General features: G+C 71.1%; 20 protein-coding genes. 11 read left to right on the forward strand and 9 right to left on the reverse strand.

The genetic code is table 11. The annotated features are described in order from the left end of the window. Positions 1 to 348: 348 nt before the first annotated feature. Positions 349 to 474, forward strand: a complete 126-nt coding sequence (locus tag C2L59_RS49875) for a hypothetical protein (protein WP_255410277.1) — start codon at positions 349 to 351, stop codon at positions 472 to 474. 151 nt (positions 475 to 625) lie between these two features. Further along, on the forward strand, positions 626 to 916 hold the full coding sequence (locus C2L59_RS21495) for a hypothetical protein (RefSeq protein ID WP_103351301.1): 291 nt from the start codon (positions 626 to 628) through the stop codon (positions 914 to 916). A 390-nt stretch (positions 917 to 1,306) separates the two neighbouring features. On the opposite strand, the gene C2L59_RS21500 is transcribed toward C2L59_RS21495, so the two are convergent. Beyond that, positions 1,307 to 3,700 carry a Tex family protein gene (locus C2L59_RS21500; protein ID WP_103351302.1) on the reverse strand — a complete coding sequence of 798 codons (2,394 nt, stop codon included), beginning with the start codon at positions 3,698 to 3,700 and terminating at the stop codon, positions 1,307 to 1,309. Between the two features lie 154 nt (positions 3,701 to 3,854). Between C2L59_RS21500 and C2L59_RS21505 the strand changes: the two genes are divergently transcribed. After that, positions 3,855 to 5,360 (forward strand): chitinase, encoded by a 1,506-nt coding sequence (locus C2L59_RS21505; protein ID WP_103351303.1) that lies wholly within the window; start codon positions 3,855 to 3,857, stop codon positions 5,358 to 5,360. A gap of 189 nt (positions 5,361 to 5,549) precedes the next feature. On the opposite strand, the gene C2L59_RS21510 is transcribed toward C2L59_RS21505, so the two are convergent. The 3 genes from C2L59_RS21510 to C2L59_RS21520 form a co-directional block, all read right to left on the reverse strand. Beyond that, positions 5,550 to 7,220, reverse strand: coding sequence for a GMC family oxidoreductase (locus tag C2L59_RS21510; RefSeq protein ID WP_103351304.1), 1,671 nt, complete (start codon positions 7,218 to 7,220; stop codon positions 5,550 to 5,552). Continuing rightward, positions 7,220 to 8,683, reverse strand: coding sequence for an NAD(P)/FAD-dependent oxidoreductase (locus C2L59_RS21515; protein WP_103351305.1), 1,464 nt, complete (start codon positions 8,681 to 8,683; stop codon positions 7,220 to 7,222). Before C2L59_RS21515 ends, C2L59_RS21510 begins: the two co-directional genes overlap by 1 nt. Positions 8,684 to 8,758: 75 nt before the next feature. After that, positions 8,759 to 9,853, reverse strand: coding sequence for a winged helix DNA-binding domain-containing protein (locus tag C2L59_RS21520; protein ID WP_103351306.1), 1,095 nt, complete (start codon positions 9,851 to 9,853; stop codon positions 8,759 to 8,761). An 80-nt stretch (positions 9,854 to 9,933) separates the two neighbouring features. Between C2L59_RS21520 and C2L59_RS21525 the strand changes: the two genes are divergently transcribed. Further along, entirely contained in the window at positions 9,934 to 10,989 is a 1,056-nt protein-coding gene (locus tag C2L59_RS21525; RefSeq protein WP_103351307.1) for an AraC family transcriptional regulator, read from the forward strand. Here C2L59_RS21525 and C2L59_RS21530 read toward each other — a convergent pair. After that, positions 10,910 to 11,581, reverse strand: coding sequence for a TetR/AcrR family transcriptional regulator (locus C2L59_RS21530; protein WP_103351308.1), 672 nt, complete (start codon positions 11,579 to 11,581; stop codon positions 10,910 to 10,912). The two genes, C2L59_RS21525 and C2L59_RS21530, sit on opposite strands and share 80 nt — an antisense overlap. Before the next feature lie 192 nt (positions 11,582 to 11,773). Here C2L59_RS21530 and C2L59_RS21535 point away from each other — a divergent pair, with 192 nt between their 5' ends. Then, positions 11,774 to 12,085, forward strand: coding sequence for a hypothetical protein (locus C2L59_RS21535; protein WP_103351309.1), 312 nt, complete (start codon positions 11,774 to 11,776; stop codon positions 12,083 to 12,085). Positions 12,086 to 12,127: 42 nt separating this feature from the next. Here C2L59_RS21535 and C2L59_RS21540 read toward each other — a convergent pair whose 3' ends face one another. The 3 genes from C2L59_RS21540 to paaI are packed head-to-tail and all read right to left on the reverse strand — an operon-like array spanning position 12,128 to position 14,408. After that, entirely contained in the window at positions 12,128 to 12,721 is a 594-nt protein-coding gene (locus C2L59_RS21540; protein WP_103351310.1) for a TetR/AcrR family transcriptional regulator, read from the reverse strand. Continuing rightward, positions 12,718 to 13,995 carry a phenylacetate--CoA ligase PaaK gene (gene paaK, locus C2L59_RS21545; protein WP_103351311.1) on the reverse strand — a complete coding sequence of 426 codons (1,278 nt, stop codon included), beginning with the start codon at positions 13,993 to 13,995 and terminating at the stop codon, positions 12,718 to 12,720. The genes C2L59_RS21540 and paaK overlap by 4 nt, the downstream gene beginning before the upstream one ends. A 2-nt stretch (positions 13,996 to 13,997) precedes the next feature. Beyond that, positions 13,998 to 14,408 carry a hydroxyphenylacetyl-CoA thioesterase PaaI gene (paaI, locus tag C2L59_RS21550; RefSeq protein WP_103351312.1) on the reverse strand — a complete coding sequence of 137 codons (411 nt, stop codon included), beginning with the start codon at positions 14,406 to 14,408 and terminating at the stop codon, positions 13,998 to 14,000. A gap of 165 nt (positions 14,409 to 14,573) precedes the next feature. Between paaI and paaZ the strand changes: the two genes are divergently transcribed. From paaZ to paaE, 6 genes are read left to right on the forward strand one after another with little or no spacing between them, the layout of a single operon-like run. Next, positions 14,574 to 16,604, forward strand: coding sequence for a phenylacetic acid degradation bifunctional protein PaaZ (gene paaZ, locus C2L59_RS21555; protein ID WP_103351313.1), 2,031 nt, complete (start codon positions 14,574 to 14,576; stop codon positions 16,602 to 16,604). Continuing rightward, the gene (gene paaA, locus C2L59_RS21560; RefSeq protein ID WP_103351314.1) at positions 16,601 to 17,536 is read left to right on the forward strand and encodes a 1,2-phenylacetyl-CoA epoxidase subunit PaaA; all 936 of its coding nucleotides are present in this window, start codon (positions 16,601 to 16,603) and stop codon (positions 17,534 to 17,536) included. Before paaZ ends, paaA begins: the two co-directional genes overlap by 4 nt. 38 nt (positions 17,537 to 17,574) lie before the next feature. Beyond that, the gene (paaB, locus tag C2L59_RS21565; RefSeq protein WP_043782968.1) at positions 17,575 to 17,889 is read left to right on the forward strand and encodes a 1,2-phenylacetyl-CoA epoxidase subunit PaaB; all 315 of its coding nucleotides are present in this window, start codon (positions 17,575 to 17,577) and stop codon (positions 17,887 to 17,889) included. Continuing rightward, positions 17,886 to 18,743, forward strand: coding sequence for a 1,2-phenylacetyl-CoA epoxidase subunit PaaC (paaC, locus tag C2L59_RS21570; protein ID WP_103351315.1), 858 nt, complete (start codon positions 17,886 to 17,888; stop codon positions 18,741 to 18,743). Before paaB ends, paaC begins: the two co-directional genes overlap by 4 nt. Continuing rightward, complete coding sequence (gene paaD / locus C2L59_RS21575; protein ID WP_103351316.1) at positions 18,737 to 19,225, forward strand: 1,2-phenylacetyl-CoA epoxidase subunit PaaD; 489 nt, start codon at positions 18,737 to 18,739, stop codon at positions 19,223 to 19,225. The genes paaC and paaD overlap by 7 nt, the downstream gene beginning before the upstream one ends. A gap of 54 nt (positions 19,226 to 19,279) precedes the next feature. After that, positions 19,280 to 20,332 (forward strand): 1,2-phenylacetyl-CoA epoxidase subunit PaaE, encoded by a 1,053-nt coding sequence (gene paaE / locus C2L59_RS21580; RefSeq protein WP_103351317.1) that lies wholly within the window; start codon positions 19,280 to 19,282, stop codon positions 20,330 to 20,332. 3 nt (positions 20,333 to 20,335) lie between these two features. Here the strand turns inward: paaE and C2L59_RS21585 are convergent, their stop codons facing one another. Next, on the reverse strand, positions 20,336 to 22,027 hold the full coding sequence (locus tag C2L59_RS21585) for a toll/interleukin-1 receptor domain-containing protein (RefSeq protein WP_158263099.1): 1,692 nt from the start codon (positions 22,025 to 22,027) through the stop codon (positions 20,336 to 20,338). Positions 22,028 to 22,056 lie beyond the last annotated feature (29 nt).

The raw sequence follows: 22,056 nt of genomic DNA on the forward strand, positions 1-22,056 counted from the left end.
CGCGGCGAATACCGGTCGTCGCGAGCTTCGACCGTTGGTCGCGGAATGGTTTCCCGGCGAATTGATCACCGGCTACGCTCGAATGCGTCGCTGCGCTCAGCAAAACCCGGAAAGGTACCTGGAGGTGCTCCATGTTCGACGACCCGGAAGCTTGCCGGTCGGTGGCTGCGACCTGGCGTCCGCTGGCCGGCCTGCCGTCCAGCCTTGCGGGGTGCTTGGCGGGCGAGCGGGAAGTCCCTGGTAGCACCATCTCTCGATCGACCTCGGCGCGCTTCGATGCGCCGGGGCTCCTGCCGCAAGGAGGAGCCGTGGGGCTGTCAACGCAGCCCGGAAAAACCAGGAGGTCAAATGGCCGGAAAGCACCGGAAAAGGGAGGCCAGCAGGGCTGGGTGCGTCGTAATCTTCGTCTTCACGACGCCCCTGCTGATCCTGCTGACCACCCTCGCTGATCAGGCTCAGCACCTGATCGGCTGAATCCGGTCCCTCTCCTGAAGAACCGCGGCGCGGGGCCGGAACACCCGGTCAGCACCCGGCCGGTCCCGCGCCGCTCAGTATCGCATCTTCGTCGCCACCTGGGAACCGTCGCGCCCCTATGGGGTGGCCCACAACGATGAATGGAACAGTCATGCCTTCCGAACGCCACAAATCGAACTGCCGCTTCGTCGCCGCCCGGATCCGGCTCGGTGTTCCCCGCGCGGACGGCCGGCGAGTGGGCGAGCGCGACCGGCAAGTCCACTTCGTCTCCCTGCCCGACGACCGGCCGGCCCCCTTGGTGCTGAAAACCCTCTGCGGCGATCCGCTGGCCCGGGACGTGACAGAGTTGCTCGACCACATCGCGGGGATGCCGTGCGTTCGCTGCCTGGCACACGTCCCCGACGCCGCCCGGCCGCCCCACGAGCACCGTCGTTCAGCGTAGGCCGCCGGTGCCCAAGCTGCGGCGCCGACGGCAAGGCGGACGGGCGGGGCCTGGCGGCGCTGCGGTGTACGGGGCCAGCGGCGCTACGGCCTGCGGGGGCCGACGGCGCTGCGGAGCTGCGGCGCCGACGGCACGCGGGAGTGTGAGGCCGGCGGCGCCACGGACCTGCGGAGGCGGCGGCGCTACCGAGCTGTGGAGGCGGTGGCGCTACCGAGCCGCGGGGGCGGCGGCGCTACCGAGCCGCGGGGGCGGCGGCGCTACGGACCTGAGGAGGCGGTGGCGTTGCGGACCGGCGGGGGCGGCGGTGTAGGGGTGCTTGGGCCGACGGCACTGTTGCGCAACAAAGGCGGGCCACCCGACTCAGCTGGGTGGCCCGCCTTCACTGGAGCTCTACTTGCCGAACCCGGCCCGTCGGAGCGCGTCGGCCATCGAGCCGCTCGCGTTGCCGCCGCGGTCCCGGGCGCCGCCGCCTCCACCGCCGCGACGGTCGGCGCCGCCGCTGCCGCCGCTGCCTCCTCGGCGCCGGCCGCCTCCGCCCTGGCCGCGGTCGCGGCGGTCGCCGCCGCCACTGCCGCCACTGCCGCCGCGGGAGGAGGCTGCGCCTGGCTCGTCGTCCAGGCGCAGGGTCAACGAGATGCGCTTGCGCGGTACGTCCACGTCCAGGACCTTGACCTTCACGATGTCGCCGGGCTTCACGACCTCGCGGGGGTCCTTCACGAAGTTCTTCGACAGAGCCGAAACATGGGCCAATCCGTCCTGGTGCACGCCCACGTCGATGAATGCGCCGAACGCTGCCACGTTCGTCACCACGCCCTCCAGGCGCATGCCCGGCTTGAGGTCCGAGATCTTGTCCACGCCCTCGGCGAACGTCGCCGTCTTGAACGCCGGGCGGGGGTCGCGGCCCGGCTTGTCGAGCTCCGACAGGATGTCCGTCACCGTTGGGAGGCCGAACGTGTCGTCGACGAAATCAGCGGGGCGCAGGGCGGTCAGTGCCCTCGAGTTGCCGATCAGTGTGCGCAGGTCCGTGCCGGTCGACGAGAGGATGCGGCGGACCACCGGGTACGCCTCCGGGTGGACCGCCGAGGAGTCGAGCGGGTCGTCGCCGTCCGGGATGCGGAGGAAGCCTGCGCACTGCTCGAACGCCTTCGGGCCTAGGCGTGCGACCTCTTTCAGGGCCGTGCGGGAGCGGAACGGGCCGTTCGTGTCGCGGTGGGCCACGATGTTCTCCGCCAGGCCCGTCGTGATGCCCGAGACCCGGGTGAGCAGCGGCGCCGAGGCCGTGTTGACGTCCACGCCGACCGCGTTCACGCAGTCCTCGACCACCGCGTCAAGGGACCGGGACAGCGAAACCTCGGACAGGTCGTGCTGGTACTGCCCGACGCCGATCGACTTCGGGTCGATCTTCACCAGCTCGGCCAGGGGGTCCTGCAGCCGCCGGGCGATCGAGACCGCGCCGCGCAGCGAGACGTCCATGTTCGGCAGCTCCGCCGAAGCGAACGCCGATGCCGAGTACACCGATGCGCCCGCCTCGGACACGATCGCCTTCGTCAGCTTCAGTTCCGGGTGCTTCTTGATCAGTTCGATGGCGAGCTTGTCGGTCTCGCGCGACGCCGTGCCGTTGCCGATCGAGATCAGTTCCACCTTGTGCCGCGCGCACAGGGCCGCGAGCTCGGCGATCGACTGGTCCCACTTGTTGGCCGGCTGGTGCGGGTAGATGACGTGCGTGTCGACGACCTTGCCGGTCGCGTCCACGACCGCCACCTTGACGCCGGTCCGGAAGCCCGGGTCGAGGCCCATGGTGGCGCGGGTGCCGGCCGGCGCGGCCAGCAGCAGGTCACGCAGGTTGGACGCGAACACGTGGACGGCGTCGTCCTCGGCGGCCTGGCGCAGCCGCATCCGCAGGTCGATGCCCAGGTGCAGGAGGATCTTGGTGCGCCACGCCCAGCGGACGGTGTCGCCGAGCCACTTGTCGGCCGGGCGGCCCTGCTGGGCGATGCCGAACTTCGCGGCGATGCGCTGCTCGTAGTCCGTCGGCCCGACCTGCGGCTCGTCCGAGGGCTCCTCGGGCGCCATCGTGAGGTCGAGGACGTCCTCCTTCTCGCCGCGCAGCATCGCGAGGATGCGGTGCGAGGGGAGCTTGGTGTAGGGCTCGGAGAAGTCGAAGTAGTCGGCGAACTTGGCGCCTTCCTCCTCCTTGCCCGCGCGCACCTTCGCCACCAGGTGACCCTGGCCCCACATCTTCTCCCGCAGGTCACCGATAAGGTCGGCGTCCTCGGCGAAGCGCTCGACGAGGATCGCGCGGGCACCGTCGAGGGCGGCCTGGGTGTCCGCGACGCCCTTGTCGGCGTCGACGAACACCGCCGCGGCGGCCTGCGGGTCCGTCGTCGGGTCGGTGAGCAGGCCGTCGGCCAGCGGCTCGAGACCCGCTTCGCGCGCGATCATCGCCTTGGTGCGGCGCTTCGGCTTGAACGGGAGATAGATGTCCTCCAGCCGCGACTTCGTGTCCGCGGCGAGGATCGACGCTTCGAGGGCCTCGTCGAGCTTGCCCTGGCTGCGGATGGACTCGAGCACGGCGAGCCGGCGCTCGTCGAGTTCCCGCAGGTAGCGCAGCCGCTCTTCGAGCGTGCGCAACTGCGCGTCGTCGAGCATGCCGGTGACTTCCTTGCGGTAGCGGGCGATGAACGGCACGGTCGACCCGCCGTCGAGCAGCTCGACGGCGGCCTTGACCTGTCCTTCGCGCACGCCCAGTTCTTCGGCGATCTTCTGCTCGACCGACACGCTCACTGCAACACGCTCCTGCTTCGCCTGGATCCGTTCCCTGCATTCTGCCGTTTCCGCCGCCCCGACTTTCGGATGGGGCTGACATCGAGCACCTTGACAACGACATTGGTCTAGTCCATTTTGTGGTGACCTGCCCCACCAGTGCCGTGGAGGTTCCGTGGTCCCCAAGGTCCGCTTCGCTCTGCTTTCTTTACTTTCCGTGGTCACGCTGTGTCTCGGCGTGACGTTCGTGCTCGCCGGCAGCGCTTCGGCGGCCAACATCCTGGCCAACCCCGGCTTCGAAGCCGGCGCCACGGGCTGGACGTGCACCTCCGCGCCGGCCGTGGTCAGCACCCCGGTGCACGGTGGGAGCAAGGCCCTGAGCGTGACGCCGACGTCGTCGGACAACGGCCAGTGCGCCCAGACGCTCACCGTCTCGCCGAACACGGCCTACAAGCTGTCGGCCTGGGTCCAGGGCAGCTACGTCTACCTGGGCGTCTCCGGCGCGGCGACGACCAGCACGTGGACGCCGGGCGCCAGCGGCTACCAGCAGTTGTCGCTCAGTTTCACGACCGGTTCGAGCACGTCGCTGACGGTCTACCTGCACGGCTGGTACGGCCAGCCGACGTACTACGCCGACGACGTCAGCCTCGACGGCCCGGGCACCCCGCCGACGACCACGCCGACGACGCCGACCACGCCGACCACGCCGACGACGCCGACGACCTCGACCACGCCGCCCACCACGACCACCCCGCCGACGACGACGACCAGCACGCCGCCGACCCAGGGTGACCTGCCGAAGCACGTCCTGACCGGCTACTGGCAGAACTTCTACAACGGCGCCAAGGCACTGAAGCTGGCCGACGTGCCGACGAAGTACAACATCATCGCCGTGTCGTTCGCCGACGCCACCGGCTCGCCGGGCGCGGTGAGCTTCACGCTCGACTCGGGCCTGTCTTCGCAGCTCGGTGGCTACACGGACGCGCAGTTCAAGGCCGACGTCAAGACGGTCCAGGCCCGCGGCCAGAAGGTCATCATCTCGGTCGGTGGCCAGAACGGCACGATCAGTGTCAGCGACTCCACCTCGGCGAACAACTTCGCGAACAGTGTGAAGACACTGATCGCCAACTACGGCTTCGACGGCGTCGACATCGACCTGGAGAACGGCATCAACGCCACCTACATGGGCCAGGCGCTGCGCAGCATCTACAACGGCGGCGGCAAGGTCATCACGATGGCGCCGCAGACGATCGACATGCAGTCCACGCAGGGCGGCTACTTCCAGCTCGCGCTGAACATCAAGGACATCCTGACGATCGTCAACATGCAGTACTACAACTCCGGTTCGATGAACGGCTGCAACGGCAACGTCTACTCGCAGGGCACGGTCGACTTCCTGACGGCGCTGGCCTGCATCCAGCTGCAGGGCGGCCTGCGCGCGGACCAGGTCGGCCTCGGCCTCCCGGCTTCGCCCCAGGCCGCGGGCGGCGGCTACCAGGCCCCGGCCAACACGGTGTCGGCCCTGAACTGCCTGGCCCGCGGAACGTCGTGCGGCAGCTTCAAGCCCTCGGCGACGTACCCGACGATCCGCGGCGCGATGACGTGGTCGATCAACTGGGACGCGTCACAGGGGTACGCGTTCGCCAACACGGTGTCGGCCGGCCTCGCGGGCCTGCCGTAACCAGCCGCCGAACGGCCCTCCCGGCGGCGCGGTCCGGGAGGGCCATTCGGTTACTGCGGCGGTGGACCCGGGTACCCGGTGGTGCGGTCACGGGCGACGATCACGTTCGTGCCCTCCGGTCTCCTCGGCGACTGGCCACGGCAGTTCCTGCCCTGAGTCGCCGGGAGGCGGCGAAGTGCTACGACCGCGTCAGTCCCGGGGCACCACCGGCAGCCGCAAGGCGCCCGGCGCCTCCGACGGGACCGCCGGGTTCTTCGGCGCCACCGCCGCCACCCGCCGGTACGCCGCACCCAGCGGCGGCCGCGGATCCGCCTCACCGTGATTCGGCCAGAACGCCATGGCCCGCTCCGCCTGGGCCGTGATGGTCAGGGACGGGTTCACGCCCAGGTTCGCCGAGATCACCGAGCCGTCCACCACGTGCAGGCCCGGGTGCCCGTACAGCCGCTGGTACGGGTCCACCACGCCCGTCTCCGGGGAGTCGCCGATGGCGCAGCCGCCGATGAAGTGGCCCGTGATCGGGATGTTCGCCAGGTCCGTCCACGCGCCCTGGGGGAGGCCGCCGATCTTCGCCGCCACGCGGCGGGTCACCTCGTGGCCCGCCGGGATCCACGACGGCGACGGCGCTCCGGCACCCTGGCGCGTCGTCATCCGGCGGCCGAGCAGGCCGAACAACCGCGGTTTCGTGTACGTCGTCACCGAGTTGTCCAGCGTCTGCATCACCAGCAGGCCGATCATGCGCTCCGACCACCGGCGCGGGTTGTGGATGCGCAGCAGGTCGCGGCGGGACCGCCACAGCTCGCGCAGCCCCAGCACCCAGCGGCGGCGCCCCGGCACCCCGTCCACCAGCACCGTCGCCAGCAGGCCCAGCACGTTGCTGCCGCGCCCGTACCGCACCGGCTCGACGTGCGTGTCCGCGTCCGGGTGGATCGACGACGTGATCGCGACCCCGCGCGTGTAGTCCGTGTCCGAGCGCAGTGACCGCGCCGCCAGCACGGCTTCGGAGTTCGTGCGCGCCAGCAGTCCCAGCCGGGGCGACAACGAGGGCAGCGTGCCCGTGTCCCGCATCCGGTGCAGCAGCCGCTGCGTCCCCAGCGCAGCCGCGGAGAACACCACCTGCGTCGCGGTGAACGTCCGGCGGGCCCGGCCGCCGGTCCGCCGCGTGTCCACCGCGTAGCCGCCCGCGATGGGCCGGACGGACACCGCGGTGGTCAGCGGGTGCACCACCGCACCCGCCTGCTCGGCCAGGTAGAGGTAGTTCTTGACCGTCGTGTTCTTCGCCCCGACCCGGCACCCCGTCATGCATTCGCCGCAGAGCGTGCAGGAAGTGCGCAACGGGCCCGCGCCGCCGAAGAACGGGTCCACCCCGGACTGTCCGAAGTAGACGCCGACCGGGGTGCGCCGGTACGTGTGGCCGATGCCCATGTCCTCGGCCACCGAGCGCAGGACGCGGTCCGCGGCCGTCGTCGCCGGGTTCTCGACCACGCCGAGCATCCGCTTCGCCTGGTCGTAGTACGGCGCCAGCTCCGCCCGCCAGTCCGTGATGTGCGCCCACTGCGGGTCGGTGTAGAACTTGCCCGGCGGCTCGTACAGCGTGTTGGCGTACACCAGCGAACCGCCGCCGACGCCGGAACCGCTCATCACGAACGTGTTCTTCAGCACGGTCAGCCGCTGGATCCCGAAGCAGCCCAGTGCGGGCGCCCACAGGTACTTCCGCAGCCGCCACGACGTCTTCGCGAACTCGTCGTCGGCGAACCGGCGGCCGGTCTCCAGCACGCCCACGCGGTAGCCCTTCTCGGTCAGCCGCAGCGCCGTGACGCTGCCGCCGAACCCCGAGCCGATCACCAGGACGTCGTAGTCCATCACGCCACCACCCGGAAGTCCGCGACGTCGAGCCGGCGCGTCCGGCGGTCGTACTCGGTGACCAGGCCCGGCCAGTTGGTCGTCACCCGGCCGTCGGCCTGGCGGTACCAGCTCGTGCAGGCGCTCCACACGCTGTGGCCCAGCCGCCGCTGCACCTCCCGGTCGTACCGCTCCTCGACCTCCGGCCGGACGTCCAGATAGGACACGCCGGGCCGCGCGAGCTGCTCGACCGCCTGCCGGATGTACCGCGCCTGGCGCTCGATCATGTAGATGATCGACCCGGCGCCGAGGTTCGTGTTGGGCCCGTAGACGCAGAACAGGTTCGGGAAACCGGGTACGGCCATGCCCAGGTACGCCCGCGCGCCGCCGGACCACTCCTCCTGCAGTGACCGCCCGCCGAGGCCGCGCACTTCCATCCGGTGCAGGAACTCCGTCGCGGCGAACCCGGTGCCGTAGATCAGGACGTCCGCCTCGATCTCGGTGCCGTCCTCGACCCGCACGCCCTTCTCGGTGATCTCGCGGATCCGCCGCGTCTCCACGTCGACGTCCGGCTGCGCCAGCGCGGGCAGGTACTCGTTGGTGAAGAGGATCCGCTTGCAGCCCAGGGGGTAGGCCGGGGTCAGTTTCGCCCGCAGTTCCCGGTCCTTGATGTGCCGCCGGCGCAGTTGCGCGGTCCGCAACTCGAACACCTTCGCCAGCACGGGGTGGCGCGTCATCGCGTACGTGGCGTACTCGGCGAGCAGGAAGATCCGCAGCCGGCCGAGCAGCTGGGTCGGCGGCAGGTGCTCGAACAGCCAGTGCTGCCAGCGCCGGTAGCCCGGATCGGACTTCGCCATGACGTACGGCGGCGTGCGCTGGAAGACGGTGACGTGCTGGGCGCGTTTCCGCAGCTCCGGCACGAACTGCACGGCGCTGGCCCCGGTCCCGACGACGGCGACGCGCTTGCCGGTCAGGTCGACGCCGTGGTCCCACCGCGCGGAGTGGAAAGCGTCGCCGGCGAAGCTCTCCCGGTTCGGGATGTCCGGCAGCACCGGCCGCGACAGCTGCCCGACGGCGGGGACGAAGACGGTCGCCTCGAACGTCTTACCGCCGCGCGTCTCGACGCGCCAGAGCCCGTGCTCTTCGTCGAACGCGGCCGCGGTGACCTCGGTCCGGTACCGGATGTGGGGTTCGAGCCCGTACTTCGTGATGACGCGCCGCAGGTAGGCGAGGATGTCGGGCTGGTGCGAGAACCGCTTCGGCCAGCGCGGGTTCGGCTCGTAGGAGAAGGAGTAGAGCGGCGACGGGATGTCGCACGCGGCGCCCGGGTAGGTGTTGTCCCGCCAGACGCCGCCGGGCTCGGCGGCGCTCTCCAGGATCGTGAAGTCGGTGAACCCGGCCCGCTTGAGTTCGATCGCCGTCCCGATGCCGCCGAATCCGGTGCCCACGATCAGCACCGATGGCCCCTTCGCCGCACTGCTCATGCGGGAAAAGCTACGCACCGGACGCCTGTGACAACAGGCCACGAGCGGTCACACAATCGAGATTTCCGGCCAGCCTTATTCCGCTGGGTCGACCCTGACCTCGTAGGTCTCCGCGGTCGCCTCCGCCCACTTCACCAGCTCGCCCGCCGACTTCTCCAACGCCGCCAAGTCTCGCTTCGCCAGCTTCTCGAACGGCGACAGCTCGATCGCCGCCGCTTTGCGGGACGCCTTGATCTCCCAGAAGCCGCACACCCGGCCGTCCACCAGCAGGGTGCCCTTGACCAGGCCGTTGTGCGAGATCACCCGCTTGCGGTAGGCATCGGAGATGATCCGCGTCCGGTCCGCGTAGGACAGGATCATCTGGTCGAAGGGTCCCAGCAGCCGCGGCGGGGCCGGGACGTCCTCGTCCGGCACCGTCAGCTCCGGCAGGTCCAGCAGCTCGCGGCCGTCCGGGTCGCGGTAGCGGCGCAGGTCCATCGCCGCAGCCACCTCGCCCAGGCGCGTGATGCCCGCCCACGTCTGCACGTCCGCCACCGTCGCCGGGCCGAACGCGCGCAGGTACCGCGAAATCAGCGAAGCGGGCGAAGGCGGCGCCAGGGGCGCGCCCACCCATTCGTCCAGGCACGCGTACGTCGTCTGCCCGGCCTTGCCCCAGATCGCTCGCGGCGGCACCTGGACCAGGGGCAGCCGGCCTCGGGCCAGGTGGGTCAGGGACGCGGGCGGGACGTCCCAGGTGCGCGCCAGCTCGGCACCCAGCGCCGTGCTGGACAACGCCGAAACCGACAGCAGCTCCCGGGCCGCCGAGGCGACCTCGGCGTGGTCCAGGTCGGCCAGCGCCCGTGCGTGCAGGGTGTTCTGCTTCAGGTCGCGGTCGTAGAGCACCTGGAGCACCGGCCGCCACGCCAGCGCGTCCGCCGCCGTCACCAGGTGGACCGTGCCGCGCATCAGCGCGATCCGCACCACGCGCCGGCTCTCCAGCAGTTCCACGAGCTCCGCCGGGCGGAACCCCTCCAGCCGCGACCACAGCCCGAAGTAGGGCGGGAACGGCGCCTGCGCCTGGAGCCCGGCCAGGTGCTCCACCGCGTCGAACGCGGACATCTTCGCCCGGCGCAGCAGCAGCTGGCGGTCCAGGGTCGCGCGGTTCAGCGCGCGCCGGCTCAAGGTCTTCACCCGGTCACCCTAACGATCACCCCGGACAGTTCCGGTCCTCGATTGGACACCTTCTCGGCCGGTGATCCATGATTCCGGCCATGGCCGAGCTCGCCGCGCCCGCCGTCGGGGACTGGGACTTCCCCCGCGGCACCGCGAGCATCGAGCTGATGACCCGGTTCGCCGCCGAGCGCGGCCTGCCCGCGGGCCGCGTGCTCGCCGCGACCACGCTCACGCCTGAGCTCCTCGCCGACCCGGCCGTGCAGGTCGACGCGCGTCAGGAGCTGGCCGTCGTCCGGGCGCTGACCGCCGTGGACGGTTCGGACGCGGCCGCACTGGAGCTCGGGCGCCGCTACCGCGTCACCACCTTCGGCATCTTCGGGTTCGCCTGCATCAGCAGCCCGACCCTGCGCGACGCGATGCTGCTCGCCCTCCGCTACTTCGACCTGAGCTTCGCCTTCTGCATCCCGCACGTCGTCCTCGGCGGCGACCGGCTGACGCTGGAGCTCGACGACAGCCGCGTTCCTGCCGACGTCGCCCGGTTCCTGGTGCTGCGCGACCTCGCCGCGATCTTCGCCGTCATGCGCGACCTGCTGCCCGAGATCGTCCTCGACGAGCTGACCTTCCGGCACGAAACTTTTACGCCGGACGCGTACCTGGCCGCGTTCGGCGTGCAGCCCCGCTTCGGCGCGGACGCCTGCCGCGCCACGCTCGACCCGGCGCTGCTGACCCGGCCGCTGCCGCAGGCCAACGACCAGACCGTCGCCCTGTGCGCCGCGCAGTGCGAAGCGCTCGTCACCCGGCGGCGGCAGCGGTCGGGCATCTCGCAGCAGGTGCGGGAACGCCTGGTCCGGCTCGGCGGCGTCGACGCCGGGATGGACGAGATCGCCCGCCAGCTGACGCTCAGCACGCGCACCCTGCGCCGCCGCCTGACCGAAGCCGGCACGAGCTACCGGGCGCTGGTCGACGAGGTCCGCCAGACGCTCGCCGAAGAGCTCCTCGACACCGGCGTGCTGTCGGTCGAGGACGTCGCCTACCGGCTCGGGTACGCCGAGGCGTCGAGCTTCATCCACGCGTTCAAGCGCTGGACCGGGATGACGCCGGCGGCGTTCGCCCGCCGCTTCCGCGCCGCTCGGCAAGCACCGCCGGGTAGGTGAGCTTCAGCAGGTTGAGGAGCGAATCGGTGAGGAAGGTGCGCAGCGCCGCGCGGTCCAGCGTGCCGCGGATCAGCCACTCCCGCGACGCCGCGCGCAGCATCCCGCCGAACGACCGGATCATCGCGCGCAGCTCTTCGCGCCCTTCGGTCACGCCGGTCATCAGCGCGGCTTCCAGCACCCGGTCGGCGGCGACCTCGTCGGCCTCCCGCATGATCCGCTCGATCTCGGGGTCGCGCCCGGCCGCCTCCGGCCCGATCACGGTCAGCCACGCGTCCCGGTTGCGGTCCACGACCTCGATCCACCGTTCGACGCCGATCGCCAGCCGCTGCTCCATCGTGGTGTCCGGCAGCGCTTCGGTGACCGGCGCCGGCACGATCATCAGTTGCCGCACCACTTCCAGGTACAGTTCCCGCTTGCCGCCGAAGTAGTGGTTGATCAGCGGGCGCGCCACCCCGGCCGCCTCGGCGATGTCCGAAGTGGACACCGCGGCGTAGCTGGCCGCGCCGAACAGGTGCCGGGCGGCGGCGAGGATCTCGGCACGCCGCTCGGCCGGTTCGAGCCGGCGGCGCCGGGGCCGGGTCCCACTCGTCATCCGCTCAGCCTCGCCGGGGATCGGCACCCTGTCAACAAGTAGTTGACCCGTTGTCAAAAGAGTGGCTCCGGTGGCGGGCGGGGGTGTTTCGGGCCAACCTTTGTCGTTACGCAACCGGAACAACCCGCCGGTAACTTCCCGGCACCCGGATGCGACGAGACGGCAGGGGCCCGCGACCGGGGGTAGGAGCAGATGAACGAAGAAGACGCGCCGATCCGGCCGGCCGGACGCTGGGTGAGCGTCCGCCTGCAGCATCGCCACGTCAGCTTCGACGACGGCTTCGAAGCCGAAGAGCCGCTGCCCGGCGGCGACTGCGCGGACGAAGAGTCCCTGACGTACTCGGGGATCGTGATCACCAGTTACGACCACGGCGAGAAAGTGTCCGAACAGTGGATCCCGCTGGGCGTCGACCCGTCCGAAGCGGACGACGAGCGGCTCATCGGCCAGCTGCGCGAGGCCCTGCTGTGGCAGGCGGGCCGGCCGCCGCAGACCGCGGAGGACTGACCCGTCGTGAGGGGTGACGCGGGTTCTGGCCCGCGTAACCCCTCACGACCCGGTGCGCAGGCCCTCGAAGGCCACCTTGCACACCGCGTCCGCGACCTCGGCCGCCGCCGAACCCCGCCGCGGCTTGTACCACTCGATCAGCGAGTTCACCATGCCGAACACCAGCCGCGCCGTCACCGCCGGGTCGACGTCCGCGCGGACGTCGCCCTCCGCTTCGGCCTGTTTCACCAGGTCCGTCACCAGGCGGTCGAACTCGCGGCGGCGGGCCAGCGCGGCCCGCTCCACCTTCGTGTTGCCGCGCACGCGCAGCAGCAGCGTCACGAACGGGAGCCGGTCCGCCAGCACCAGCACGCTGCCCCGCACCAGGTGCTCCAGCCGGTCGATCGCGCGCCCGTCGAGCTGGGCCGTCTCGTCCGCGACCTCGAACAGGCCGTCCAGCGCGCGGTCCACGGCCAGCCGCAGCAGTTCCTCCTTGCTGGGAACGTGGTGGTAGATCGCCGACTTCGTGATGCCGAGCTTGCGGGAGAGGTCCTCCATGCTCGTGCCGTCGTAGCCGCGCTCGTTGAACAGCTTCACCGCCACCTGCAGCAGCGATTCGAGGTCGTAGCCGGGCCGCCCGCGGCGCGGGGTCGTCACGGCTTGTCCCGCTGGTCGACGATCCGCCGCATCTTGCCCATCGACCGCTCCAAAGTGTCCGGGTCGACGACGTCCACCGACACCGTCACGCCGACGCCGTCCTTCACGCCGTTGACGAGCGAAGCGGCGGCTGCCTCCCGTTCGGCCGCGGCGGCGTCGTGGCGCGCCTCCACCCGCACGGTCAGGTGGTCGAGCCGCCCGCGCGTGGACCGGACGAGCTGGAAGTGCGGGCTCAGCCCGGCCGTCCGCAGCACGATCTCCTCGATCTGCGTCGGGAAGACGTTCACCCCGCGCAGGATGATCAGGTCGTCGGTCCGGCCGGTGACCTTGGCCATCCGCCGGAACGCCGGCCGCGCGGTCCCCGGCGAGAGCGCCGTCAGGTCCCGGGTGCGGTAGCGGATGATCGGCAGCGCCTGCTTGGTCAGCGAGGTGAACACCAGCTCGCCGGTCTCGCCGCCGCCCAGGACGTCCTCGGAGTACGGGTCGATCACCTCGGGGTAGAAGTGGTCCTCCCAGATGTGCAGGCCGTCCTTCGTCTCGACGCACTCCTGCGCGACGCCCGGGCCCATCACCTCCGACAGCCCGTAGATGTCGACGGCGTCGAGCGCGAACCGCTCCTCGATCTCGGCGCGCATCTGCTCGGTCCACGGCTCGGCGCCGAAGATGCCCACCTTCAGCGACGACGAACGCGGGTCGACTCCCTGCCGCTCGAACTCGTCGAGCAGCGTCAGCATGTACGACGGCGTCACCATGATGATCTCGGGCCGGAAGTCGGTGATCAGCTGGACCTGCCGCGCGGTCATCCCGCCGGACGCCGGGATCACCGTGCAGCCCAGCTTCTCGGCGCCGTAGTGCGCGCCGAGCCCGCCGGTGAACAGGCCGTAGCCGTAAGCGACGTGGACCTTGTGCCCCGGCCGCCCGCCCGCGGCGTGGATCGAGCGGGCCATCACCGTGGCCCAGGTGTCGATGTCCTGCTCGGTGTACCCGACGACGGTGGCCTTGCCGGTGGTGCCGCTGGAGGCGTGGATGCGCCGGACCTGCTCCTGCGGCACCGCGAACATCCCGAACGGGTAGTTCTCACGCAGGTCCTGCTTGGTGGTGAACGGGAACTTCGCCAGATCGGCCAGTTCCTTGCAGTCGCCGGGGTGGACGCCGGCTTCGTCGAACTTGCGCGTGTAGGCGGGCACGTTCGCGTAGGCGTGCCGGAGTGTCCACTGCAGACGGTCCAGCTGGAGGGCGGCCAGCTCGTCCGCGCCGATGTTCGCCTCGATCATGGTCAGTCCCGTTTCGCGGAGAGGACGCGGCTGCGGCCGCGGAATTCGGCGACGACCTCGGACCCGCCGGGGGTCTCCCGGTGCACCGTGACGTCGTAGATGCCGTTGCGGCCGTAGCGGGTGCGCTCGGTGGCCGTGGCGACGAGGTGGTCACCGAGCCGGCCGGCCGCGACGAAGGAGACTTCGGCCCCCGCGGCGACGGTGACCGGGCCGTGGGTGTTGCAGGCGCAGGCGAACGCCGTGTCGGCCAGCAGGAAGACGTACCCGCCGTGGGCGATGTCGTGGCCGTTGACCATCGCGCGGGTGATCGTCATGGTCGCCACCGCCCGGCCGTCGCTCGCTTCGACGAGTTCGATGCCCAGCGCGCGCGAGGCCTCGTCGGCAGCGAACATGGTGTGCGCGGCGTTGGTCATGCGCTGCCTCTCCAGACTGACCGAATGGACGGTCACCTCGCGGTGCCGCCAGTAAAGGCAGTGGTCCGGGCCGGTGTCAAGCGTCGGGCCCTTCCGATCTTCGGGCTCGGCGGCTACCATGCGATTAACTGAACGTCCGGTAGGTAATTCGGCGAGAGGGACCTGATGGCACTGCTGCGCAGCTACGTCTCCGGGAGCTGGCACACGGCGGCGGACGAGGGCGTCCCGCTGCACGACGCGGCCACCGGCGAGGAGGTCGCCCGGATCTCGTCGGCGGGCGTCGACTTCGGGGCCGCCCTGGAGTACGGCCGCCGGGTGGGCGGCCCGGCGCTGCGCGAGCTGACGTTCCACCAGCGTGCGGCGCTGCTCAAGGCCCTGGCCTCGCACCTGCGCGAGCACCGCGAGGAGCTGTACGCGCTCTCCGCTCGCACCGGCGCCACCCTCGGCGACTCGAAGTTCGACATCGACGGCGGCATCGGCGTCCTGTTCAGCTACGGCTCCAAGGGCAAGCGCGAGCTGCCGAACGACACCGTCTACGTCGAAGGCAACGTCGAGCCGCTCAGCCGCGGGGGCACGTTCGTCGCGCAGCACATCGCGACCCCGCTGCGGGGCGTCGCCGTCCAGATCAACGCGTTCAACTTCCCGGTCTGGGGGCCGCTGGAGAAGTTCGCGCCGGCGTTCCTGGCCGGCGTCCCGAGCCTGGTCAAGCCGGCCAGCTCGACGGCCTACCTGACCGCGCGGGTGGTCGAGCTGATCGTCGGGTCCGGCATCCTGCCCGAGGGCTCGCTGCAGTTCGTCGCCGGCAGCGTCGGCGACCTGCTCGACCACGTCACCGCGCAGGACCTGGTGTCCTTCACCGGCTCGGCGTCGACCGCGCAGAAGCTGAGGACGCACCCGGCGATCGTGCGCCACGCGGTCCGGTTCAACGCCGAGGCCGACTCGCTGAACTGCTCGATCCTCGGCCCGGACGCGGTCAAGGGCACGACCGAGTTCGACCTGTTCGTCAAGCAGCTGACCACCGAGATGACGGTCAAGGCGGGCCAGAAGTGCACGGCGATCCGCCGCGCGTTCGTCCCGGCCGAGCTGCTCGACGACGTCGCGGAGGCGGCTTCGGCGCGGCTGGCGAAGGTGACGGTCGGCCACCCGGCGTCGGAAGGCGTCCGGATGGGCGCGCTGGCCAGCCTGGAGCAGCGCGAGGAGGTCCGGCGGTCGCTGAAGGCGCTGCTGGACGCGGGCAGCGTCGTGTTCGGCGACCCGGAAACCGTCGAGGTCGTCGACGCCGACGCCGAGCGTGGCGCCTTCATCTCGCCGGTGCTGCTCAAGGCCGACCCCGAGCGCACCGAGCCGCACGAGGTCGAGGCGTTCGGCCCGGTCTCGACGCTGATGCCGTACACGTCCACCGAGCAGGTCGTCGACTTCGCCGCGCGCGGCGGCGGCAGCCTGGCCGGGTCCGTGGTCAGCGCGGACCGGGAGTTCGTGCGCGAGGTCGTGCTCGGCGCGGCGCCGTTCCACGGCCGCCTGCTGGTGCTGGACGCCGAGGACGCGAAGGAGTCCACCGGGCACGGTTCGCCGATGCCGCAGCTGGTCCATGGCGGCCCTGGCCGCGCGGGCGGCGGCGAGGAGATGGGCGGCATCCGCGGCGTGCTGCACCACATGCAGCGCACCGCCGTGCAGGGCTCGCCCGCGGTGCTTTCGGCGGTCACCGGCCGCTGGGTGACCGGCGCGCCGCGTACCGAAGGCGACGTGCACCCGTTCCGGAAGTCCCTGGCCGAGCTGCGCATCGGTGACTCGGTGGTGGCGGGGCCGCGGGTTGTTTCCCAGGAAGACGTCGACCACTTCGCCGAGTTCACCGGCGACACGTTCTACGCCCACACCGACCCCGAAGCGGCAGCGGCCAACCCGCTGTTCGGCGGGATCGTCGCGCACGGCTACCTGGTCGTCTCCTTCGCGGCCGGGTTGTTCGTCTCGCCCGAGCCGGGCCCGGTGCTGGCCAACTACGGCCTGGAGAACCTGCGCTTCCTCACCCCGGTCAAGGTCGGGGACTCGCTCACCGTGACGCTGACCGCGAAGCAGATCACCCCGCGGATCGACCAGGAGTACGGCGAGGTCCGCTGGGACGCCGACGTCACCAACGCCGAGGGCGAGTCCGTGGCCAAGTACGACGTCCTGACCCTGGTTTCGAAGGAGCAGCCGTGACGGCCACTGTCGGGTCACTGGAAGAACACTTCGAGCACACCATCGAGCGCGACCAGCGGATCGAGCCGCGCGACTGGGTGCCCGAGGGCTACCGCAAGACGATGATCCGGCAGATCGCGCAGCACGCGCACTCCGAGATCATCGGCATGCAACCCGAGGGCAACTGGATCACGCGGGCGCCGTCGCTGCGGCGCAAGGCGATCCTCCTGGCCAAGGTCCAGGACGAGGCCGGCCACGGGCTCTACCTGTACTCCGCGGCGGCGACGCTGGGTGCGGACCGGGCGGACCTGACCGACAAGCTGATCACCGGCAAGCAGAAGTACTCGTCGATCTTCAACTACCCGACCCTGACCTTCGCCGACGTCGGCGTGATCGGCTGGCTGGTCGACGGCGCCGCGATCTGCAACCAGGTGCCGCTGTGCCGGTCGTCGTACGGGCCGTACGCGCGGGCGATGATCCGGATCTGCAAGGAGGAGTCCTTCCACCAGCGGCAGGGCTACGAGCTGCTGATGACGATGATGCGCGGGACCGCGCAGCAGCAGGAGATGGTCCAGGAGGCCGTCGACCGCTGGTGGTGGCCGTCGCTGATGATGTTCGGCCCGCCGGACGCCGATTCGCCGAACACCGCGCAGTCGATGGCGTGGAAGGTCAAGCGCCACACCAACGACGAGCTGCGGCAGCGGTTCGTGGACATGTCGGTGCCGCAGGCCGAGGCGCTCGGCGTCACGTTCCCGGACCCGGAACTGAAGTGGAACTCCGAACGCGGCCACTACGACTTCGGCGCGGTGGACTGGGACGAGTTCAAGAACGTCCTGAAGGGCAACGGGCCGTGCAACGCGCAGCGGATCGCGCACCGGCGCCGGGCCCACGAGGACGGCGCCTGGGTCCGCGAGGCCGCCGTCGCCCACGCCGGGAAGAAGGAGCGCAAGTGAGCGAGCTGACGGCCGAAGGCGGCCACGGCGCCGTGCCCCTGGAAGGCGTCCCCGCCGCTCCGGGCCCGGTCAAGCACGACTGGCCGCTGTACGAGGTGTTCGTCCGCGGCAAGCGCGGCCTGAACCACGTGCACGTCGGGTCGCTGCACGCGGCCGACGACCAGATGGCCCTGCACCACGCGCGTGACCTGTACACCCGCCGCAACGAAGGCGTGTCGATCTGGGTCGTGCGCGCGGCGGACATCACGGCGTCGTCGCCGGACGAGAAGGACCCGTTCTTCGCGCCCAGCGGCGACAAGGTCTACCGGCACCCGACGTTCTACGACATCCCCGAGGAGGTGCCGCACATATGAGTTTCGACAACGTCTACGAGTCGCTGACCGGGGAGAACGACGCCCGCTGGGCGTTCGGCACCGGCTTCGAGGACCCGCTGTCCGGTGTGGACACCTCGGTGCCGTCCGGTGTGGACGGTGCGGCCCTGGCCGCCTACTGCCTGATGCTGGGCGACGACGCACTGGTCTTCTCCCACCGGCTGCAGGAGTGGTGCACCCACGCTCCCGAGCTGGAGGACGAGGTCGCCATCGCGAACATCGCCCTGGACCTGCTCGGCCAGGCGCGGCTGCTGCTCGCCCGGGCCGGCAAGGCCGACGGGTCCGGCCGCTCGGAGGACTCCTACGCGTTCCAGCGAGTGGAAAACGAGTTTCGCAACGTCCGGCTGGCGGAACTGGGCGGCGGCCACTTCGGGCACCTGATCGCGCGGCTGTTCGTGTACTCGACCTGGCGGCTGGCGCTGTTCCAGCGGCTGGTCCCGTCGGTGGACCCGGTGCTGGCGGCCATCGCGGACAAGGGCGTCAAGGAACTGACCTACCACCGCGACTACGCGGCGCAGTGGCTCGTCCGCCTCGGTGACGGGACACCGCTGTCGCACGAGCGGATGCAGGAGGGCCTCGACGCGGTCTGGCCGTACGTGGGGGAACTGTTCCGCACGCATCCGGTGGAACTGGTGGACGCGGCGTCGCTGCGGCCCGAATTCGACGCGGTGCTGGAGCGGGCCCTCGCGGCGGCGGCCTTGGTGCGCCCGTCGTCGGGCGAGCTCGCCGGCGTTTCCGGCCGGACGGGCCGCGACGGCGTCCACACCGAGCAGCTGGGGTTCGTGCTGGCGGAGCTGCAGAGCGTCGCCCGGGCGATGCCGGGCGCGAAGTGGTGACGGCCGCCGCGGTGGCCGCGACGGTCACCGACCCGGAGCTGCCGATGCTGACCCTGGCGGACCTGGGCGTGCTGCGCTCGGTGTCGGAGGAGGACGGCCGCGTGGTCGTCGCGATCACCCCGACCTACACCGGGTGCCCGGCGATGGACACCATGCGCGACGACCTGGAGCACGCGCTGCTCACGGCGGGGTTCCCCGACGTCGAGATCCGGACGCAGCTGTCGCCGGCGTGGTCGTCGGACTGGATCTCCTCGTCCGGGCGGGAAAAACTGGCCGCGGCCGGCATCGCGCCCCCGGGTGCGGCGCCGCGGCGGTCGGGCCCGATCCCGTTGACGCTGTCGGCGCCGGTGTCGGCGGTCCGCTGCCCGCACTGCGGTTCCCCGGACACTGAAGAGCAGTCCCGCTTCGGGGCGACGGCGTGCAAGGCGCTGCGGCGCTGCCGCGCCTGCCTGGAACCGTTCGAGCACGTCAAAGAAATCTGATCGGGAGCGAAGCTCCTCCGCTGAGGGTGGTGGCGGGAACATGGGAGGACTGAAGTGGCGCGGTTTCACTCGCTCAAGGTGGCGGGCGTCGAGCGGCTGTGCGACGACGCGGTCGCCGTGACCTTCGACGTGCCCGCTGATCTTTCCGCCGAATTCGCCTTCAAACCGGGCCAGTCGCTGACGCTGCGGCGATCGATCGACGGGCGCGACGAGCGCCGGTCGTACTCGATCTGCGCCCCGGCGGGCGCGCCGCCGCGGGTCGGCGTCCGCCTGGTGCCGGACGGGTACTTCTCGTCGTGGCTGGTGAGCGAGGTGCGGCCGGGCGACACGATCGAGGTGGCGCCGCCCACGGGCTCGTTCACCCCGGACCTGACGGCGGGCGGTCACCACGTCCTGATCGCGGCGGGCTCGGGCATCACGCCGGTGCTGTCGATCGTGGCCTCCCTGCTGGACACGCCGGACGCGACGGTGACGGTGATCTACGGCAACCGCCGCACGGACACGGTGATGTTCGCCGACGAGCTGGCGGACCTGAAGGACCGGGCGCCGTCGCGGCTGGAACTGATCCACGTGCTGTCACGCGAACCCCGCGAGGCGGAACTGTTCACCGGCCGCCTGGACGTCCCGAAGCTGCGCACGCTGTTCTCCTCGTTGGTGCCGGTGTCGTCCGTGGACCACTGGTGGCTGTGCGGCCCGTACGAGATGGTGTCGGGCGCGCAGGAACTGCTGGCGTCACTGGGCGTGCCGGAGCCGCGGGTGCACCAGGAGCTGTTCTACGTGGACACGCCGCCCGCGCCGGTGGAGCACCTCGACCCGGCAGTGGCGGGGGAGTCGTCGGAAGTGTCGGTGGTCCTGGACAGCCGGTCCACGACGATGACGCTGCCGCGCTCGTCGTCGGTGCTGGACGGCGCCCAGAAGTTCCGCCCGGACCTGCCGTTCGCCTGCAAGGGCGGGGTGTGCGGGACGTGCCGGGCCAAGGTGACCGAGGGCAAGGTCGACCTGCGCCGCAACTTCGCGCTGGAGAAGGCGGAGGTCGAGGCGGGGTTCGTGTTGACGTGCCAGTCGTACCCCGTCTCGGAGACCCTCACGGTCGACTTCGACGCTTGAGGGTCAGCCTAGGTCGGATTCCTCGGCGTCCACGAAGCCCCACTCGCGGGCCAGGCGGGTCAGGGCCTTGGCCGCCCAGGCCCGCCGCTCGTCGCGGCCGAACCCGATCGGGGCGACCACGGTCACCGCGCCCTGGCCCTCCGGCCGGCCCTCCGGCTTCCCGAACACCGAGAGGTCGACCGCCTCCGGTCGTTCGGTCTTGACCTGCAGTTCCACCGCCGGCGGGGCCAGGAGCGTCGCGTTCTGCGGGTCGGGCACGAGCGCGCCGGGGACCACGACGGTCGCGGCGTCCCACGCGGCCGTCCACAGTTCCACGACCTCGTTCGCCGTGATCCGCAGGTTCGCCTGGAACTCGACGGCAACTGTGATCGCCGGGGTCAGGCTGGTGGGCAGCATAAGGCGCGCGACCGCGCGGATGTCGTCGTCGCCGGTCTGGTCGTACCGGGCGTCGCGTCCGGTCTGGTGGACGCCCGGTCCGCTCGCCCGCTCCCAGCGGAGCCAGGAAAGCGGCAGGCCTCGCCGGCGGGACAGGGCCGGTGCCTGCGCGGTGATCTCGGCCTGTGGCAGCGCAGTTTCGAGCAGTTCCCGGGTTCGCCGGGTGATTTCCAGGTCGTCGTCCAGTTGCCACGGCAGGGTGGCGACGGCCCGGACGGTCAGGTCCCCGGGCCCGGCCACGGGCAGCTGGAACGCTTGCCGGGCGTCCCTGCTCATCCGCGGTCTGGGCTGCCACCGCGGTGCGGGGTCGCGAAGGAGGACACCCGCTTTCCAGGTCCCGCCGTCGAGGCCGACTTCGCGAGCGGCGAAGTCCTCGGTCGGGAACCCCGTCCCCTCCGGGAAACCGGGCAGGGCCACGAGGTCGTCCCACACCGGACCGGTGACCGCCACCGCCCGCCGGCCGGTGACGGCACAGAGGACGGCGTCACCGGTGAAGTGCTGGACGAAACCAGGTCCGTACGGGAAGGCCGGCTCGGACGGCTTGCCGAGCCGGTCCCCGGCCCGGCGAAGAGCCTCCTCGAAGGCTCTCTTCGTCCGCGGATCGGCACCTTCGCCGGGCTGGACGCCGGGCGGGCCGGACGGGCCGGGCGCCGTCATCGATCCGACGCTGCCGACCTGGATCAGGAACCCGCTGACGTCACGGGCCTCGTTGTGGACGTGGGTGACCGGCCGCGGCCGCGGGGTCACCGCCGCCGCGGCCGGTCGCGGCTTCAGTTGCGGTTTTGTTCCCAGCGGCGGCTCGACGATCTCGGGCTGGTCGGTGAGCAGCCGCAAGAGCTGCTCCGCGCCTTCGACGGTGAAGGCCGAGACCGGGTAGAAATCCGTGCCCAGGAAGTCCGGCACATCGAGTTCGCTCCGGCCCGGCAGGACGACGGGGAGAACCCGTTCCAGGGTGTGCCGGTCGGCGAAGAAGGCGTCGCGGATCAGCCGGGTCTCCCATTGGACGCCGCGCTCCTCGCTTGCGTCACCGCGGCCTTCGGCGTGCCGGCGGTACGCGGGCGAAGCGATCACCAGCACGTAGTCGGCTTCCCGGATCTGCTGCGCCCGCCACAACGCCCAGTCCCGGCGCCGCTGGGTCTCACCCAGGTCGAGCCGGGCGTCCACACCGCAGAACCGCAGCAACTCCCAGAGCCGGAGCACGGATTCCTCATGGGACGGATCGTCCGGCTCCCGGGCGTACGACAGGAACACCGAGGCCACGCGCACCCTCCCGCCTCGTCGCGCGAAAG

The sequence above is a fragment of the Amycolatopsis sp. CA-128772 genome, from assembly GCF_002904295.1.
Lineage (GTDB): Bacteria > Actinomycetota > Actinomycetes > Mycobacteriales > Pseudonocardiaceae > Amycolatopsis.

Excerpts from the sequence above, each read along its gene's own strand:
- C2L59_RS49875 (WP_255410277.1), top strand. The coding sequence starts at position 349 with ATGGCCGGAAAGCACCGGAAAAGGGAGGCCAGCAGGGCTGGGTGCGTC.
- C2L59_RS21495 (WP_103351301.1), top strand. The coding sequence starts at position 626 with ATGCCTTCCGAACGCCACAAATCGAACTGCCGCTTCGTCGCCGCCCGG.
- C2L59_RS21510 (WP_103351304.1), bottom strand. The coding sequence starts at position 7,220 with ATGGACTACGACGTCCTGGTGATCGGCTCGGGGTTCGGCGGCAGCGTC.
- C2L59_RS21515 (WP_103351305.1), bottom strand. The coding sequence starts at position 8,683 with ATGAGCAGTGCGGCGAAGGGGCCATCGGTGCTGATCGTGGGCACCGGA.
- C2L59_RS21525 (WP_103351307.1), top strand. The coding sequence starts at position 9,934 with ATGGCCGAGCTCGCCGCGCCCGCCGTCGGGGACTGGGACTTCCCCCGC.
- C2L59_RS21530 (WP_103351308.1), bottom strand. The coding sequence starts at position 11,581 with ATGACGAGTGGGACCCGGCCCCGGCGCCGCCGGCTCGAACCGGCCGAG.
- C2L59_RS21535 (WP_103351309.1), top strand. The coding sequence starts at position 11,774 with ATGAACGAAGAAGACGCGCCGATCCGGCCGGCCGGACGCTGGGTGAGC.
- paaK (WP_103351311.1), bottom strand. The coding sequence starts at position 13,995 with ATGATCGAGGCGAACATCGGCGCGGACGAGCTGGCCGCCCTCCAGCTG.
- paaI (WP_103351312.1), bottom strand. The coding sequence starts at position 14,408 with ATGACCAACGCCGCGCACACCATGTTCGCTGCCGACGAGGCCTCGCGC.
- paaZ (WP_103351313.1), top strand. The coding sequence starts at position 14,574 with ATGGCACTGCTGCGCAGCTACGTCTCCGGGAGCTGGCACACGGCGGCG.
- paaC (WP_103351315.1), top strand. The coding sequence starts at position 17,886 with ATGAGTTTCGACAACGTCTACGAGTCGCTGACCGGGGAGAACGACGCC.